The 16,438-nt window shown below is 65.8% G+C and carries 9 protein-coding genes; 4 read left to right on the top strand and 5 right to left on the bottom strand.

Annotated features, from left to right (window positions below; all coding sequences use genetic code 11):
- The first annotated feature begins 452 nt into the window (after nucleotides 1-452).
- The 3 genes from glmU (at nucleotide 453) to glmM (ending at nucleotide 5,076) form a co-directional block, all read left to right on the top strand.
- A complete protein-coding gene (gene glmU / locus EG244_RS16745) occupies nucleotides 453-1,796 on the top strand; it encodes a bifunctional UDP-N-acetylglucosamine diphosphorylase/glucosamine-1-phosphate N-acetyltransferase GlmU (protein ID WP_124966327.1) in 1,344 nt (447 codons plus the stop codon).
- Between the two features lie 122 nt (nucleotides 1,797-1,918).
- Nucleotides 1,919-3,736: a glutamine--fructose-6-phosphate transaminase (isomerizing) gene (gene glmS / locus EG244_RS16740; protein WP_124966326.1), complete on the top strand. Its 1,818-nt coding sequence runs from the start codon at nucleotides 1,919-1,921 to the stop codon at nucleotides 3,734-3,736.
- 5 nt (nucleotides 3,737-3,741) lie between these two features.
- Entirely contained in the window at nucleotides 3,742-5,076 is a 1,335-nt protein-coding gene (gene glmM / locus EG244_RS16735; RefSeq protein ID WP_124966325.1) for a phosphoglucosamine mutase, read from the top strand.
- A gap of 51 nt (nucleotides 5,077-5,127) precedes the next feature.
- Here the strand turns inward: glmM and galE are convergent, their stop codons facing one another.
- The 3 genes from galE to cysD are packed head-to-tail and all read right to left on the bottom strand — an operon-like array spanning nucleotide 5,128 to nucleotide 8,964.
- On the bottom strand, nucleotides 5,128-6,141 hold the full coding sequence (galE, locus tag EG244_RS16730; RefSeq protein WP_124966324.1) for a UDP-glucose 4-epimerase GalE: 1,014 nt from the start codon (nucleotides 6,139-6,141) through the stop codon (nucleotides 5,128-5,130).
- 10 nt (nucleotides 6,142-6,151) lie between these two features.
- The gene (gene cysN, locus EG244_RS16725) at nucleotides 6,152-8,059 is read right to left on the bottom strand and encodes a sulfate adenylyltransferase subunit CysN (RefSeq protein ID WP_124966323.1); all 1,908 of its coding nucleotides are present in this window, start codon (nucleotides 8,057-8,059) and stop codon (nucleotides 6,152-6,154) included.
- Nucleotides 8,059-8,964 (bottom strand): sulfate adenylyltransferase subunit CysD, encoded by a 906-nt coding sequence (gene cysD, locus EG244_RS16720; protein WP_124966329.1) that lies wholly within the window; start codon nucleotides 8,962-8,964, stop codon nucleotides 8,059-8,061. The genes cysN and cysD overlap by 1 nt, the downstream gene beginning before the upstream one ends.
- 237 nt (nucleotides 8,965-9,201) lie before the next feature.
- Between cysD and EG244_RS16715 the strand changes: the two genes are divergently transcribed.
- Entirely contained in the window at nucleotides 9,202-10,452 is a 1,251-nt protein-coding gene (locus EG244_RS16715; protein ID WP_124966322.1) for a DUF2793 domain-containing protein, read from the top strand.
- A gap of 8 nt (nucleotides 10,453-10,460) precedes the next feature.
- On the opposite strand, the gene EG244_RS16710 is transcribed toward EG244_RS16715, so the two are convergent.
- Together EG244_RS16710 and EG244_RS16705 are read right to left on the bottom strand one after the other, a co-directional pair.
- A complete protein-coding gene (locus tag EG244_RS16710; protein ID WP_124966321.1) occupies nucleotides 10,461-14,396 on the bottom strand; it encodes a glycosyltransferase family 2 protein in 3,936 nt (1,311 codons plus the stop codon).
- Between the two features lie 135 nt (nucleotides 14,397-14,531).
- Nucleotides 14,532-16,352, bottom strand: coding sequence for a glycosyltransferase family 2 protein (locus EG244_RS16705; protein WP_124966320.1), 1,821 nt, complete (start codon nucleotides 16,350-16,352; stop codon nucleotides 14,532-14,534).
- Nucleotides 16,353-16,438: the final 86 nt, after the last annotated feature.

Here is a 16,438-nt window from a genome sequence, read left to right as displayed (position 1 = left end):
ATCAGGCAAAACACTGAATCCAAATAGATTTGTGCAACAGCGCCTATCAGATGTTTAATATATTAGGCTGTTTTATTATATATCATGGGTGGCACTATTCATGTTTAAGGCATGAGTCCCATTTTCTGAAATTGCCGCTTTTATTTCTCCTGATGATCCTTAAAATCACAACTTGTTACGGAATTTATATCTTGAGAAGGCTGTCTTTAATTCCTGATTTCCCCTTCCGGATTCCTCTGAAACCTGAATAAGTTCCGCTCAGGATTGTATTCCGGAGGCCTGATCCTCACCCTTCGCAGAAAGCGTGCTTTTTTCTTCGGCGATCACGCGTTTTGAAACAAAGCGGCGCAACTTTGCCGTCGGTTTTACGCGGAAAGCTTGATCCGTTTGGCGCGATCCCCTAGCAGGGTTGCAACAAACCTTTACTCTGCCCTGCAGCACGAAAGTTCCAGATGTCCCTCTCCCTGATCCTTCTCGCTGCCGGCCAGGGCAGCCGGATGCAATCCGATCTGCCGAAAGTGCTGCATAAGGTGGCCGGCGCGCCGCTTTTGCATCATGCGATGACGGCGGGGCGGCAGCTCAATCCGGGCAAGACCGTGGTGGTGACCGGCCATGGCGCCGATCAGGTGGCGGCTTCCGCCCGCGCCTTTGATGAAGAGGTCAGCATCGTTCTGCAGGCCGAGCAGCTTGGCACCGGCCATGCCGTGGCCCAGGCCGCAGAGGCGCTGCTGGTGCAGGCCGGCGATGCCATCGTGCTTTACGGCGACACCCCCTTCATCCGCCCCGAGACGCTGGAGGCCATGCTGGAGGCGCGGCAGCGCCATGCGGTGGTGGTCCTTGGCTTTGAGGCGGCCGATCCGGGCCGTTATGGCCGTCTGATCCTCGAAGGTGAGACGCTTTCAAAGATCGTTGAGTTCAAAGACGCGACGGAGACTGAGCGCGCGGTGCGGCTTTGCAATTCGGGGGTGATCTGCGCCGATACCACCACGCTCTTTGAGCTGGTGGCGGCGGTCGGCAATGAGAATGCCTCGGGCGAATATTACCTCACCGATATCGTGGGTCTGGCCCGCGCAGGCGGGCTCTCGGCGGGGGTGGTGCTTTGCGATGAAGCTGAGACCATGGGGATCAACACCCGGGCCGAGCTTGCCAAAGCTGAGGCGGCTTTTCAGACCCGCGCCCGGGCTGAGGCGCTGGATCTCGGGATCACGCTGACCGCGCCGGAGACGGTGTTCTTTGCGCTTGATACCGTGGTCGGCCGCGATGCGGTGATCGGGGCGAATGTGGTCTTCGGGCCGGGCGTCACGGTGGAATCCGGTGCGGAAATCAAAGCCTTCTGTCATCTGGAAGGCTGCCATATCTCGCGCGGGGCCACGGTCGGTCCCTTTGCCCGTCTGCGTCCTGGCGCAGAGATCGGCGAAGACGGCCATATCGGCAATTTCGTCGAGGTGAAAAACGCCATTCTGGGCGAGGGCGTGAAGGTGAACCATCTGACCTATATCGGGGATGCCGATATCGGCGATGGCAGCAATATCGGTGCGGGCACCGTGACCTGCAATTACGACGGCGTCATGAAGCACCGCACGGTGATCGGTAAAAACGCCTTCATCGGCTCGGACACCATGCTGGTGGCCCCGGTGAAAGTGGGCGACGGCGCGATGACCGGCTCGGGCTCGGTGATCACTGAGGATGTGCCCGCGGGGGCCGTGGCGCTTGGCCGGGCGCGGCAGGTGACCAAAGAGGGCCTCGCCACGCGGCTCTTTGAAAAGCTGCGCGCGATCAAAGCGGCCAAAGGCTGAAATATCATTTCAAAGCCTTGATCGCCCCGGTTCGCGCCGGGGTGGCTCGGGGTCAGTGCTTGTTTTAAACACCATTTCAATATCGGCCCCCGAACGGCGGCCCGTTTAACAGGAGATTTCTCATGTGCGGTATCGTCGGCGTTCTGGGCCATAATGAAGTGGGCCCTTTGCTGGTTGAGGCGCTGAAGCGGCTGGAATACCGCGGCTATGACAGCGCGGGCATTGCCACCATCAATGGCGGCACGCTGGATCGCCGCCGTGCGGTGGGCAAGCTGGTGAACCTCTCGGATCTGCTGGTGCATGCGCCGCTGGCCGGGAAATCCGGCATCGGTCACACCCGCTGGGCCACCCATGGCGTGCCCTCTGTCGGCAATGCCCATCCGCATCAGGCGGGTCCGGTGGCGGTGGTGCACAATGGCATCATCGAGAACTTCCGCGAGCTGCGCGCCGAGCTGGAGGCTGCCGGCTATGCCGCGCAGTCTGAGACCGACACCGAGGTCGTGGCCCTTCTGGCGCAGCGCGAGCTGTCTGCCGGGGCAGATCCGGTCGAGGCCGTGCAGCGCACCCTGAAGAAGATCCACGGTGCCTTCGCGCTGTGCTTTCTCTTTGAGGGGCAAGAGGATCTGATGATCTGCGCCCGCAAGGGCAGCCCGCTGGCCATCGGTCATGGCGAGGGCGAGATGTTCGTGGGCTCGGACGCCATTGCGCTGGCCCCCATGACCGACCGCATCACCTATCTCGAAGAGGGCGACTGGGCCGTGGTCACCCGCCAGGGCGCGGTGATCCGCGATGAGCAGGACCAGCTCGTTGAGCGCCGCATGACCCGCGTGGCCCTCGATTCCGTGCGCATCGAAAAGGCCGGTCACCGCCACTTCATGGCGAAAGAGATTGCCGAGCAGCCTGTGGTTCTCGCCGATGCCATCAGCCGCTATTCGACCCCGGAGGGCGCGCTGAACCTGCCCGAGGGGCTTGATTTTACCGGCATCGACCGGGTGATGCTGGTGGCCTGTGGCACGGCCTCTTATGCCTGCCATGTCGCGAAATACTGGTTTGAACAGGTCGCGGGTCTGGCGGCGGAAATCGATATCGCCTCGGAATTCCGCTACCGCGATCCGGTGCTCTCAGAGCGCGCGATGACGATCTTTGTCAGCCAGTCGGGCGAGACCGCCGATACCCTGGCGGCGCTGCGCTATGGCAAAGGCAAAGTCGCCAAAGTGGTCTCGGTGGTGAATGTGCCGACGTCGTCGATCGCGCGGGAAAGCGATCTGGCGCTGCCCATTCATGCGGGCGTCGAAGTGGGCGTGGCCTCGACCAAGGCCTTCACCTGCCAGCTGGGCGTGCTGGCGCTGATGGCGCTGAAAGCGGGCGCGGACCGCGGCCGTCTGGATGCCACGGCGCTGGCCGCGCATCTCGAAGATCTGCGCCGTCTGCCGGGGCTTCTCAATGTCTCGCTGGCGCTCTCAGAGCCGGTGACGGCGCTGGCGGATGAGCTGGCGCGGGCGCGCGACATCATCTTCCTTGGCCGCGGGGCGATGTATCCGCTGGCGCTGGAAGGCGCGCTGAAACTCAAAGAAATCAGCTATATCCATGCCGAGGCCTATGCCTCTGGCGAGCTGAAGCACGGCCCCATCGCGCTGATCGACGATCAGGTTCCGGTCATCGTCATGGCCCCGCGCGATGCGCTCTTTGAGAAGACCATCTCGAATATGCAGGAAGTCATGGCGCGTTCGGGCAAGGTGCTGCTGCTCTCGGATGCGCAGGGCATCGAAGAGGCCGGGCCCGGCCTCTGGCAATCGCTGGCGTTGCCGGAAGTGCCGCCGGTCTGGGCGCCGATCCTTTATGCGGTGCCCGCGCAGCTTCTGGCCTATCACACTGCGGTCGCCAAAGGCACCGATGTGGATCAGCCGCGCAATCTCGCGAAATCGGTGACGGTGGAGTAAATCCTATGGCAGTCAAACTCTTTGGCACCGATGGCGTGCGCGGCACCGCCAATCAGTTCCCGATCACCGCGGAAGCCGCGCTGAAGCTTGGGATCGCGGCGGGCAGCTTTTTTCGGCGCGACGGTCGCAACGGCCACCGCGTGGTCTTGGGCAAAGACACCCGGCGGTCGTGCTATATGCTGGAGAATGCGCTGGCGGCGGGGCTGTCGTCGGCGGGGATGAATGTCATCCTGCTGGGGCCGGTGCCGACGCCTGCGGTGGGCTTTCTCACCCGCTCGATGCGGGCGGATCTGGGGGTGATGATCTCCGCGAGCCACAATCCGGCCCGGGACAATGGCATCAAGTTCTTCGGCCCCGATGGCTTCAAGCTGCCCGATGAAGATGAAGCCACCATTGAGGATCTCTTTGAGAACCAGCCCGAGGCGGTCGAGCCGGATCAGATCGGTCGTCTGCGCCGCCTTGAAGACGGCCGCGGGCGCTATGTCGAATTTGCCAAGACCACCATCAATGGCGCGCGCTTTGACGGGCTGAAGGTGGTGGTGGACTGCGCCCATGGCGCGGCTTACCGCACCGCCCCTGAGGCTTTGTGGGAGCTGGGCGCCGATGTGGTGCCGATGGGCGTGGCACCCGATGGCTTCAACATCAACCTCGACTGCGGCTCAACCCATCCCGAGGCCGCGGCCGCCATGGTCAGGGCCACCGGCGCGGATCTCGGGATCTGTCTTGATGGCGATGCCGACCGCATCATCCTGATCGATGAGACCGGGGCGGTGGCGGACGGCGATCAGATCATGGCGCTTTTTGCCGAACACTGGGGCGCAGAGGGTAAGCTGAAGAACGGCACCCTGGTCGCCACCGTGATGTCGAACCTTGGCCTTGAGCGGTTTCTTGAAGGCAAGGGCCTGACCCTTGAGCGCACGAAGGTCGGCGACCGCCATGTCGTTGCGCGGATGCGCGAGGGGGGCTTTAACCTTGGGGGCGAGCAGTCGGGCCATATCGTGATGTCGGATTATGCCACCACCGGCGATGGTCTGATGGCGGGTCTGCAGTTCATGGCGCTGATGAAACAGACGGGCCTGCGCGCCAGCGAGCTGGTGCGCCGCTTTACCCCGGTGCCGCAGGTGCTGCGCAATCTGCGGCTCGACACCGCGCTTTTGCAGCGCCCTGAGATCGGCGCTCTGATCAAAGCGCAGGAAGTCCGCTTAGGCAAAACCGGCCGCATCCTCGTGCGTCCTTCGGGCACTGAGCCGCTGATCCGCGTTATGGTTGAGGCTGAGGACAGTGGTCTTCTTGAGGATGTTCTGGATACGGTTGAGGCCGGACTTCGGCCCTCATCCTGAAGCTTTATCAGGGAGGACCGAAGGGGGCGTGATCTGCGGAGTGTGGCCCTGTCAGCTGCGGTAGCCTTCGGGGTTTGCCGACTGCCACCGCCAGGTGCTTTCGCAGATCTCGGTCAGGCCGAGGCGGGCCTGCCAGTTCAGCTTGTCCCGCGCCATGGCAGGATCGGCGTAATAGGCCGGAAGATCGCCCGCCCGGCGCGGCAGCACCTCAAAGGGCAGATCCCGCCCGCAGGCCTGCGAGAAGGCCCGCCGCATCTCCTGCACGGTAACGCCCGCGCCGGTGCCGATGTTGAAAGCCTCGGCCTGACCGGGGGCGGGGCGATAGGCCAGCGCCGCCGCATGGGCCCGGGCGAGGTCGGTGACATGGAGATAATCCCGCTCTCCGGTGCCGTCGCGGGTGTCGTAATCATCGCCGAAAATCCCCAGAGCCGCGCGCCGCCCCACCGCCACCTGGGCGATGAAGGGCATGAGGTTATTGGGGATGCCCTGGGGGTCTTCGCCGATCCGGCCGCTCTCATGGGCGCCGACCGGGTTGAAATAGCGCAAAAGCACCCCCGAAGCGCCCGGCGTGGCGCGCGCCCAGTCGGTGATCACCTGCTCGGCCATGCGCTTGCTGCGGCCATAGACGCTGGTCGGCGCCAGGGGGTGGTTCTCATCATAGGGCAGATAGGCCGGATCGCCGTAGACCGTGGCGGACGACGAAAAGATCACCTTCCGGCAGCCCGCCGCATCCATGGCCGCCAGCAGCGAGACCGTGCCGCCGACATTGGTGGCGTAATAGCGCAAAGGCTCTGCCTCGCCCTCGCCCACGGCTTTGAGGCCCGCGAAATGCACCACCGCTTCGGGGCGGAAGTCCTGCAGGATCCGGGTCATCCGGGCGGTGTCGCAGACATCCGCGGTCTCGGTGCGAAAGCTGCGGCCGGTCAGCCCGGCCACGCGGCGCAAAGCCTCGGGCGAGCTGTTGGCAAAGGTCTCGGTCACACAAAGCTCATGCCCGTCTGACAGCAGTTCCAGCAGCGTATGGCTGCCGATATAGCCGGCCCCGCCGGTCAGAAGAATGCGCATGAAACTCCCCTCAGTTCTCCGCCCCGCCCAGCAGCGCGGCCACCACCCGATCGGCAGCGTTTTCGGCAGAGAGGCTCACGGTGTCAACGATCAGTTCCGCCGTCTGCGGTGGCTCATAGGGGCTGTCGATGCCGGTGAAGTTCTTCAGCTGTCCCGCGCGGGCCTTTTTATAAAGCCCCTTCACATCCCGGGCCTCGGCCACCTCAAGGGGGGTTGAGACCCAGACCTCCATGAATTCGCCCGGGGCCATCAGCTCGCGCACCATGCGCCGCTCGGCCCGGAAGGGCGAGATAAAGGCCGTCAGCACGATCAGCCCCGCATCGGTCATCAGCTTTGCCACCTCGCCCACGCGGCGGATGTTTTCCACCCGGTCGGCATCGGTAAAGCCCAGATCGCGGTTCAGCCCGTGGCGGACGTTGTCGCCATCAAGAAGAAAGGTGTGTTTGCCAAGCGCGTGGAGTTTCTTCTCGACCAGATTGGCGATGGTGGATTTGCCCGAGCCCGACAGCCCGGTGAACCAGACCACCTTCGGGCGCTGGTTTTTCAGCGCGGCATGGGCCTCGCGGTTCACATCCACCGCCTGCCAGTGAATGTTCTGACTGCGCCGCAGCGCAAAGCGGATCATGCCCGCCGCCACGGTGGCATTGCTCATCCGGTCGATCAGGATGAAGCCGCCAAGCGCGGGATTATCGGCAAAAGCCTCAAAGGCAATGGGGCGGTCGGTTGAGAGGTTCACCACGCCGATGGCATTGAGGCCCAGGGTCCTGGAGGCCAGATGCTCCAGCGTGTTGACGTTGACCTCATATTTCGGGGCGGTGACCGTGGCGGTCACCACCTGGGTGCCGAGTTTCAGCAAGTAGGGCCGCCCCGGCAGCATCTCGGCCTCGCCCATCCAGACGAGGGTGGCCTCAAACTGATCGGCCACTTCGCAGGGGGCATCGGCCTGGACGATGACATCGCCGCGCGAGCAGTCGATCTCATCTTCAAAGGTCAGCGTGACCGACTGCCCGGCCCGCGCCAGATCCTGCGATCCGCCAAAGGCGGGGATCTCTTTGAGGCGGGTGGTTTTGCCCGAGGGCAGCACCCGCAGGGCATCGCCGGGGCGGGCCTGGCCGGAACTCACCAGCCCGGTAAAGCCGCGGAAATTGAGGTTGGGGCGGTTCACCCATTGCACCGCCATGCGGAAGGGGCGCTCCTCCATGCGGCTTTCCTGCAAAGGCGCCTCTTCGAGATGCGCCAGCAGCACGGGGCCCTGATACCAGGGGCTGCGCTCACTGCGGGTCGCGATATTGTCGCCCTTCAGACCCGAGATCGGGATCGCGGTGAAAGCCGCCATGCCGATCAGATCCGCAAAGGCCTGATACTCGGCGACGATCTCGTTGAAGCGGGCCTCAGACCAGCCCACCAGATCCATCTTATTGATCGCCAGCACCACATTGCGGATGCCCAAAAGCTGCACCAGATAGCTGTGCCGCCGGGTCTGGGTCAGCACGCCCTGGCGCGCATCGATCAGGATGACGGCCAGATCCGCGGTCGAAGCCCCGGTGACCATATTGCGGGTATATTGCTCATGGCCGGGGGTATCGGCGACGATGAATTTGCGCTTTTCCGTCGCAAAAAAGCGGTAGGCGACATCGATGGTGATGCCCTGTTCGCGCTCGGCGGCAAGGCCATCGACCAGCAGCGCGAAATCAAGGTCCTGACCTTGTGTGCCCATGGCTTTGCTGTCGGCCTCAAGCCCTGCCAGCTGGTCTTCAAAGATCATCTTGGTGTCGTAAAGCAGCCGCCCGATCAGGGTGGATTTGCCGTCATCCACCGAGCCGCAGGTGATGAAGCGCATCAGGCTTTTGCGCTCATGCAAAGCCAGATATTCTTCAATGTTTTCAGAGATCAGGCTGTCGGTCACATAAGAGCTCATCAGAAATAGCCCTCCTGCTTTTTCTTCTCCATCGAGGCCGACTGATCGTGATCAATCGCCCGCCCCTGCCGCTCGGAGGTGGTGGTTAACAGCATCTCGCGGATCACCTCTGACAGCGTGGCGGCGGTGCTTTCGACCGCCCCCGTCAGCGGGTAGCAGCCCAGCGTCCGAAAGCGCACCGAGGCCATCTTCGGCACCTCGCCCGCCGCCAGCGGGAAGCGCTTGTCATCTACCATAATCAAAAGCCCGCCGCGCTCGACCACAGGTCGGGGTTTGGCGAAATAAAGCGGCACAATCTCAATGCCTTCGGCGCGGATATATTGCCAGATATCCAGCTCGGTCCAATTGGAAATCGGAAAAGCGCGGATCGTCTCACCCCGGGCTTTGCGGGTGTTATAAATCTGCCAGAGCTCAGGGCGCTGGTTTTTCGGATCCCAGCGATGCGCGGCCGAGCGGAACGACAGGATCCGTTCTTTGGCGCGGGATTTTTCCTCATCGCGGCGCGCGCCGCCGAAGGCCACGTCAAAGCCCCATTTATCCAGCGCCTGTTTCAGCCCTTCGGTCTTCCACAGATCGGTGTGCAGCCCGCCGTGGTCGAAAGGATTGATGCCCTGGGCGAGAGCCTCGGGGTTTTGATGCACCAGAAGTTTCATCCCCGCCTCTGCCGCGGCGCGGTCGCGCAAAGCGTACATATCGCGGAATTTCCAGGTCGTATCGACATGCAGCAGCGCAAAGGGCGGCGGCGCGGGCCAGAAGGCCTTTTTCGCCAGATGCAGCATAACGGCGGAATCCTTGCCCACCGAATAAAGCATCACCGGCTTTTCCGCCGTGGCCACCACTTCGCGGAAGATATGAATACTCTCGGCCTCAAGCCGTTGCAGATGGGTCAGCGCGGAAGACAGCACAGCCAAATCACTTCAATCCTTCAAACATGGCCCGCAGGGCCGGATCCCCCTGAAAGAGCAGGGGTTTGTCTTAAAATTCCGCTGACGGATCGGCGGTTGCACACCCATGATAAAAGCAACTTCGGGCAAAAGCGGGGCAGGATGACGGCCCCTGAGAGGTTTGAGCGTACGCAGCGTTAACCCTGCTGCAAAGCCCTTCGCCGAGCATGGCGGCGATTTCCTCACGCCGGAGTGGCCATGTCTGATCTTTTCGCCTCTGACGATCTTACGCCCGTTCTGGCTTTGCCGATGATCCGGCCGGCCCAGGCGCAAAAGCATATCCCCCATAATGAGGCGCTGCGCCTGCTGGAGGTGCTGGTGCAGGCCGGGGTCGCAAGCCGCAGCGAAAGCGCGCCCCCCGATGATCCCGCAGAGGGCGCGCGCTTTTTGATCCCCGCCGGGGCCACCGGGGCCTGGGACGGGCGGGGCGGGCAGATCGGCTATTTTGCGCAGGGCGCCTGGGTCTTTCTGACCCCGGCTGAGGGCTGGCAGATCTGGGTCGCGGATGAGGCTCTGGCGCTGCGCTGGCAGGGCGGCGCCTGGGTGGCGGCGCAGGATCTGCCGTTGCAGGTCGCGCGGCTCGGGGTTGGGGCAACGGCTGAGGGGGCCAACCGGCTTGCCCTTGCGGGAGAGGCGTCGCTGTTCACCCATCAGGGCGCGGGCCATCAGATCAAGATCAACAAGGCCGCCGCGGCGGAAACCGCAAGCCTGCTCTTTCAGACCGCCTGGGGCGGGCGGGCCGAGATGGGCACCTCCGGGACGGATGATTTTGCGCTGAAGGTCAGCGCCGATGGCAGCACCTGGATCACCGCTTTGTCGGTGGCCCGCGCCACGGGGCTTCTCAGCGGCGCGGGGATCACGCAAAGCGCCACGGATGAGGTGCCGGGACGGCTGGTGAAATCCGGCGATTACGGCTGGCCGCTGGGGCTCGCGCTTGATGCAGGCGATGATCCGGATGATCTGCCGGGCAGCGGGGTCTGGGTCTGCGCTTCGGCGGCGCTGACGGCGGGCAATCATTATCCCGAGGCCGCCGCCGGGGCCCTGGTGCAGATCGCCCGGCCTGGCGCGGGGGCGGCGCAGCTTTACATCACCCAAAGCGGCACGCTCTGGAGCCGGGGGGCGGACAGCGCCGGAACCTGGCAGCCCTGGATGCGCCAGAGCAGCAGCAGCGGCAGCACGGCCAATGGCTCCTGGCTGCGGCTGCCCGATGGCACGCAGATCTGCCGACGAAGCCTGACGCCCTCGGCTTCGGCGGCCACAACCTGGAGCTATCCGCAGCCCTTCACCGCGCCTCCGGTGATCAGCGGCACGGCCCAGGCCACGGTGCTCTCGGCGCTTTGTCTGGATGCCGCGCCCGGCACCACCTCGGCGAGCCTCAGCCTGCGCGGGGCCGATCATGCGCGGCGCGCCGATCCTTTGCATCTGACCGCCATCGGGCGCTGGTATTAAGGGGCCCCTCATCGCCCCGGTGCCTGTCCGGTGGCGAAGAGGTGGCGGATGAAGGCGCTGTCCGTCCAGGGGCCTGAGGCACCTTCCTGCCACAGGCAGTCGCGCCCCTCTGCCAGGAGATTGAGATAGCGGCGGTATTCCTCAGCGCCGTTGAAATGCTGCCCGCGCGCGACCTCGCGCGCGACGCGGGCGGCAAACCAGGGGGTATATTTGAAATGCCCGAAAAGCAGATCCCGCGGCGCAGGGCGGCAGCCCGAGACGTAATGCAGCCCCTCGCTCAATTGCATCTGCGGGCCAAAGCGCAAAAGCGCGATCTTTTGCGCCACGAAAAGCTCGGGCCGCGATCCGGGCATCAGACGGTGGCGCAGCCCGCTGGTCCAGGTCGGCTGATCCGAGAAAGGCCCCCGCGCCCCGGAGGTGGTCAAAAAGGGCGTCAGATCGGCATGGCCCGCCGCCTCAAAGGGGCTGGCACGGGTGAAATCCGCCTCTGACAGGGGGCCTTTGGGATAAAGATCCAGCATGAAGACCCGCACCGCATCGGCCCCGGCAAAGTCAGCGCCGCGCAAAAGCGCGGGCAGATCGCTGCCGGGGTCGGGGACCAGAAATTCATCGGCATCGGCCACCAGGCTCCAGCGGTTTTGCCGGAAAGACGACAGCAGCGCCTCCTGCCAGTCGACGCCGTAATGCGACAGGCTATAGGGCGTATCGACGGAAAACAGCGCCACATCGGGCTGATCCGCCAGATATTCCAGGCTGCCATCATCTGAGCCATTGTCGGCAATCAGAAAGCCCCCGACGCCCAGACTGCGGTAATGCGCCAGATACTGCGGCAGGATCTCGCGCTCATTGCGCAGGGCACAGACCACCGCGACCTCTGCCCGCGCCAGCTGTGAGAGCCGCGCAACCGGGCTGATCAGCGTCAGACAATTTGAGGCCCAGCCGAATTTCACCCCCTGAGAGGCGGGCCAGATCCGCCCCTTCTGCGGCAGATCCAGCCGCGCGGCCCGGTGCACCTCAACCTGTTGCTCAGGCCCGTCGAGATGCAGGCCGAGGATCCCCGCTCCGGCAAAGGGGCGGGGGCCATTGTGCCAGAACGGCACCGTGCGGCCCTGCAGCGCGGTGCGGCGCTCCTGGGGCATACGCCAGCCGGTCGGATCGGGGCGAAATCCGGCGCGGCTCAGCAGATCCCCCAGCAGTTTGTCTTCGAGAAACGACAGGCTGATGAGCCGCTGCCCCGCCGGGGTCGCCGCCATCTCAAGGGCGGCTGTGATGGCGCGGCGGCTCAGCACATAGCCCGAGCCGCCGTCGGTATAGACCGAAGGCTCGGGCGATTTGTCGAGATCCTGCCGCCCGCGCGGGCTTTGCGATTTCGCCTGATGCCAGAGCCGGTCGGTATTGCCGCGCGCCCGGCTCAGCACCCGCCCCGCCCAGTCCGACATCAGATGCGGCAGCCCGGTGACGAGGCTTTCTGTCGCCAGAAAGCAGTCGTCATCGATCTTCAGCATCCGCGCAAAAGGGGTGTGATCGCGGATATAGCGCAGCACCGCCAGGGTCTTTTGCGGCAGCCCCTCATAGTCATCGGGACAATCAAGCGTGACATGCCGCCCCGCGCGGCGGACCTCTCCAGGAAGCCCCCCGCCGGTCACGATAATATAAGGGATTTCAAAGGCCTGAAGATCAGACAGCCAGCCCTTTTCCATGGCCGGAATGCGGGTGCCGAGATGGGCTTTGCAGGAGAAAACCACCACGATCAGATCATGCAGCTTTGAGACCGGCTCCCCCCAGGGCGGCAGTCCTTCGGGGGGGGCGGGGGCGGGGATCAGCCCCGAGATCCGGCCCGTCATCCGCGCGGGAAGCGCAGCAAGGGCCGGGGCCTCTCCCAGCGGTTCTGCGCCTGGGATCAGCGCCTGCAGCTTCGCGCGCAGGGCCGTATCTCCGGGGCGGGGCGGGGCCTCTTCGAGCAGCAAAAGCGCCAGGGCGAGGCCGAGGTGACGGGCCTCCCGCCCGCTTAAGGCGCGCAGATCCCGCCAGAGCGCGCGGCCCGCCTCTCCCCCCGGCAGGCCCTCTGTCATAAAGCGCGCCAGATCGCGCCCCAGACGGGCCTGAACGGGGGCGAAAAGCGCCTCGGGCACCCGCTCCCAAAGCCCGCTCACCGCGCGGGCGGCGCGGGCGCGGTCCTCAGGGGGCAGATCCTCTCCGCCCGGGGTCAGCGGCGCGAGCAGATGGCGCAAAAGCGCCTCGCCGCTGAGGGCGGAGGGCACCTCCAGCCCCGCCCCGGCGGGACCGAAGCGGGCGCGGCGGAACCGATCGATCCCGGGGGTGCCTGCCGCTTCAAAGAAGCGGGCGGCCTCCTCCGCTTCGCCGGGCGGGGTGTCGGGGTCGGAGAGCCTGCGGAACTGCAGTGCGGCGGCCCGCAGCCGGGGCGGCAGCTCCGAAGCGCCACAAAGCTCTGACAGCGCGTCATAAAAGGCCGTGGTCAGGCCCAGACAGCGCAGCCAATGCCCCTCAAGGCGCTGTTGCAGATCCCCGGGCAGCGCCGGGTGCAGCTGCAAAAGCCCCGCCGAGGCGCGGCAGAGGGCCTGACAGCCATGGCGGCTGAAGCTCTGCCAGGCGAGCGCCTCATGAAAGGCGAACCAGGCGCTTAAAAGTGGCTCCAGATCGCTCAGCGGCAGCGCAGGGCGGGTCAGAAGCCGCGTCAGCCCCTCGGCAACCGCCGGAGTGACGATCCAGTCACGCGCCCCCGTCAGAGCGGCCAGCCCGGCCGTCATCTCCGGCAGGCTGCGCCCCCGCGCCGCCTGCCAGGCAAACAGCACCGAGCGCATCCAGGAGCTGTCCGGGGCGGCCAGAAGCACCCCGGCGGCCCCGCTGCGCTCCGCCGCCGCCAAAAGCCGCTCAAAGCTGCCCGTCAGGCAGTAACTCTCGGTCAGCTCTGCGAGAAAGCTCCCGCGCTCGTCAGCCGTGGGCAGCCCGGACAGCGCCGCTGAGAGGGCGCTGTCGTCCGGATCTCCTCCCGCCCGCAGCCGGGCCATCAGCCCGCCACTGAGGGCATAGCGGCGCGCCTGTGCGTCCTCCTGCGGCAGGGGCAGCGGGAGCGGGGCGGCCTCTGCCGTCAGCCCGCCTGCGGCCAGATATGCCTGCAGCCCGAAACGCGCCGCGAGACGCAGCAGCGCGCGGCGGGTGGCCGCGGACAGATCCGCGCCCGCGCCGCTCCAGCGGCTGTGCTCAAGCAGTTGCAGCGCCAGGAAATCATCCAGATCGGCCTGGCCCTCCGCCAGCACCTGATCCATCAGCCGCGCCAGATCGCGGCGCGAAAACGAAAGCCCCTCCCCGGGAGAGAAGACCTCTCCGCCCTGCCAGATCCGCCCGGGCAGCGCCGCGCCATAGCCGCCGCCTGCGAGCGGCAGCAGATCCAGCACGTCGCCCCCCGGCAGCGGCAGCGGTGCCACGGGCCGCGGAGAGATCAGCTCCAGCCTGCGGCTGATCCAGAGCGCCCGCCCCCCGGTCAGCCACCGGGGCGCGATCTCAGGATGGGTGTCGGGCAGGGTTTTCGGGAAAATCCCGCCCTCGGCCAGGACGCCGGTGATGCGCTGCAGCCCCGGAAAGCCGCGCCTGAGCTTCAGCCTGGCGCTGCGGTCGGGGCGGGGGAAAGGGTCAAAGCGGCCCAGCCTCCGGCCATCGACCTCCAGCAGAACGCCGTTTTGCCCGAAGGTCAGCTGCAGATGGCCGCGGGGCTGCGCAAAGCGGTGCGCCAGCGGCAGCTCGCGCCGCCAGCCCGCGCGGTCGCGCCGGTTCAGCACCACCAGCCCCTCCCCCGGGCGCAGCGACAGATGCAGCGGGATGGCGGCGGCATCCGCGGTGCAGAAATGCAGTGACGCAAAGCTGTGCTGTGAAAAATCCGTCTCACAGCAAAACTGCGCCCCGGGGCGGGGCTGAAAGGCAATCATGAACACATCCGCTTTTACAACCGGAAGAGATCCGGCCGCCCGGTCACTCGCACCCTGTCAGTCTGCCAGAGCGGCGTTAATTTGCAACTTAAACGTGTATTCCCGGAAAAGATTTTCCGCCGATATTTTCCGGTCTCAGCGCCATCCCTGCGGGCGCAGCAGCCGCGAAAGCCGCGCATCCAGCGGCCCCTCTCCGGGCCAGAGCCCGGCGCGGCTGAGCCGCCTGCGGCCGTAAAACACCCCCGGCAGCAGCCACAAAGGGCGCAGCCGTCCCGCGCCCGGGGGGCCGAAATCCATCTGCATCTGCAAAACCCTCAGCAAAAACTGCCGCCGCTGCGCGCCGCTCAGGCCGCGCGTCACCGCCAGATCTTCGGCCCGCTCAAAGACCCGGGTTCCGCGCAGGGCCGGGCAAAGCGGCGGATGCACCGCGGGAAAGCCCAGCCAGACGATGCGCGCCGCTTTGGCGCTGAGCCGCAGGCTCAGATCGCCCTCGGGCCAGGGGCTGTCGGGCGGCGGCAGCGCCTCTGACAGCAGCGGGCGGCTGATCAGAAGATTGGCCGTCAGCGGCAGCAGCGGCAGGCCACCGGGGCGCGGCTGCAGCGCCAGCCCCTCTGCGGGCGGCTGCGACAGCGCCGCGCTGTCGCCCCAGCCGTCATGCCAGCCGCCCCCCGCCGGAAGCCGCAGCCCCGAGACCGCCAGATCGGCCCGCCCGCGCCGGCGCGCATCCGCCCAGAGCCGGAGGGCCGAGGGCTCAAAGCCCTCCTGGCCGGTGCAAAGGACCAGCGCCTCCGCCTCTGAGCCGGTCAGCGCGGCGCGCCAGCGCAGCGGGGCGGGCCGCGCGGGAGGCATCTCCAGCCTTATCAGCAGCCGGTCAGGGCAGCGGCGCTGAAACTCGGCCAGCCGCGGCGGCAGCGCCGCTCCGGGCCGGGTCAGAGCGATCAGGCTGAAGGCGGAGATGTCCTGACCCGCCAGCCCCTCAAGGGCGGCCTCTGAGAGATCGCCGCCCGCGCTCAGATCCGCGACTACGCCCACGGGCATGCGCCCGGCAAGGGCCGTGGCCAGCGAGGGCGAATGGCGGGCGGGAAAGTCAAAGCCCTGGCGGCTGAGCCAGTGCCGCGTCGCCCCGATCCAGCGCGAGCGCCGCCCCGGATCGCGCAGCACCTGCGCGCGCTCGGCCAGCAGCCGCCCCGCCAGATCCTCAAAGGCCTCCGCCGCGCCGGGGCGGCCTGAGGACACCAGCAAATGGCGCAGCCGCTCAAGCACCGGGAACTGGTCAAAGACGCGCTCATCATCGCTGGTGGTCAACTGCCCCTTCCGCCCGCGGGTCTGCAGATAAAGCGGCTCGGGCAGATGCAGGATCGCCGGGCTGCGCAGCGCGGCGCGCAGCCAGAAGACGTGATCTTCAAACCAGCCCGGCTCAAAGCTTAAGCCCGCCAGCAGCTCGCGGCGATAAAGCTTGTTCCAGACCGAGGGGTAATGCGCGAGGATCCCCTCGAGGCTCGCCAGCGGCCAGCGTGCGGCGGCGCGCGGCATGGGCCGGTCATAAAGCGCCGGCTGCGGGATCTGCCGCCCGTCGGGCAGGCAATCGGCAAAGGCGCAGGCCACCCAGTCGCCGCCATCCTCCAGAAGCGCCGCCCGCATCCGGCTGAGAAAGACCGGGCTGTAGCGGTCATCGCCATCGAGAAAGGCAATGAAGCGGCCGCGGGCCGCCGCCAGCGCCCGGTTGCGCGCCGCCGGCAGGCCAAGGTTCTGCTGGCGCAGCAGCCGGAAGCGCGGATCGCCCCCCGCCGCCGCAAAGGCCGCCGTGCCCGAACCATCGGTGGAGCCGTCATCGACCAGCAGCACTTCATAATCGTCAAAATCCTGCGCGAGCAGGCTGTGCACTGCAGCCACTCCGAAAGCGCCCAGATTAAAAACCGGCACGATCACCGAGATCTCCGGCGGATCCCTGCGCATGATATCTCTCCTGCCCCCTGACGCAGGAAAGCAGATCCCTGCGCCATTACAACCCCTGATAGATACAATCTAAGGTTGATTAATGC

This window comes from Falsigemmobacter faecalis (assembly GCF_003863335.1).
Taxonomy (GTDB): Bacteria; Pseudomonadota; Alphaproteobacteria; order Rhodobacterales; family Rhodobacteraceae; genus Wagnerdoeblera; species Wagnerdoeblera faecalis.
This window is presented reverse-complemented; position numbering and strand designations above follow the sequence as displayed.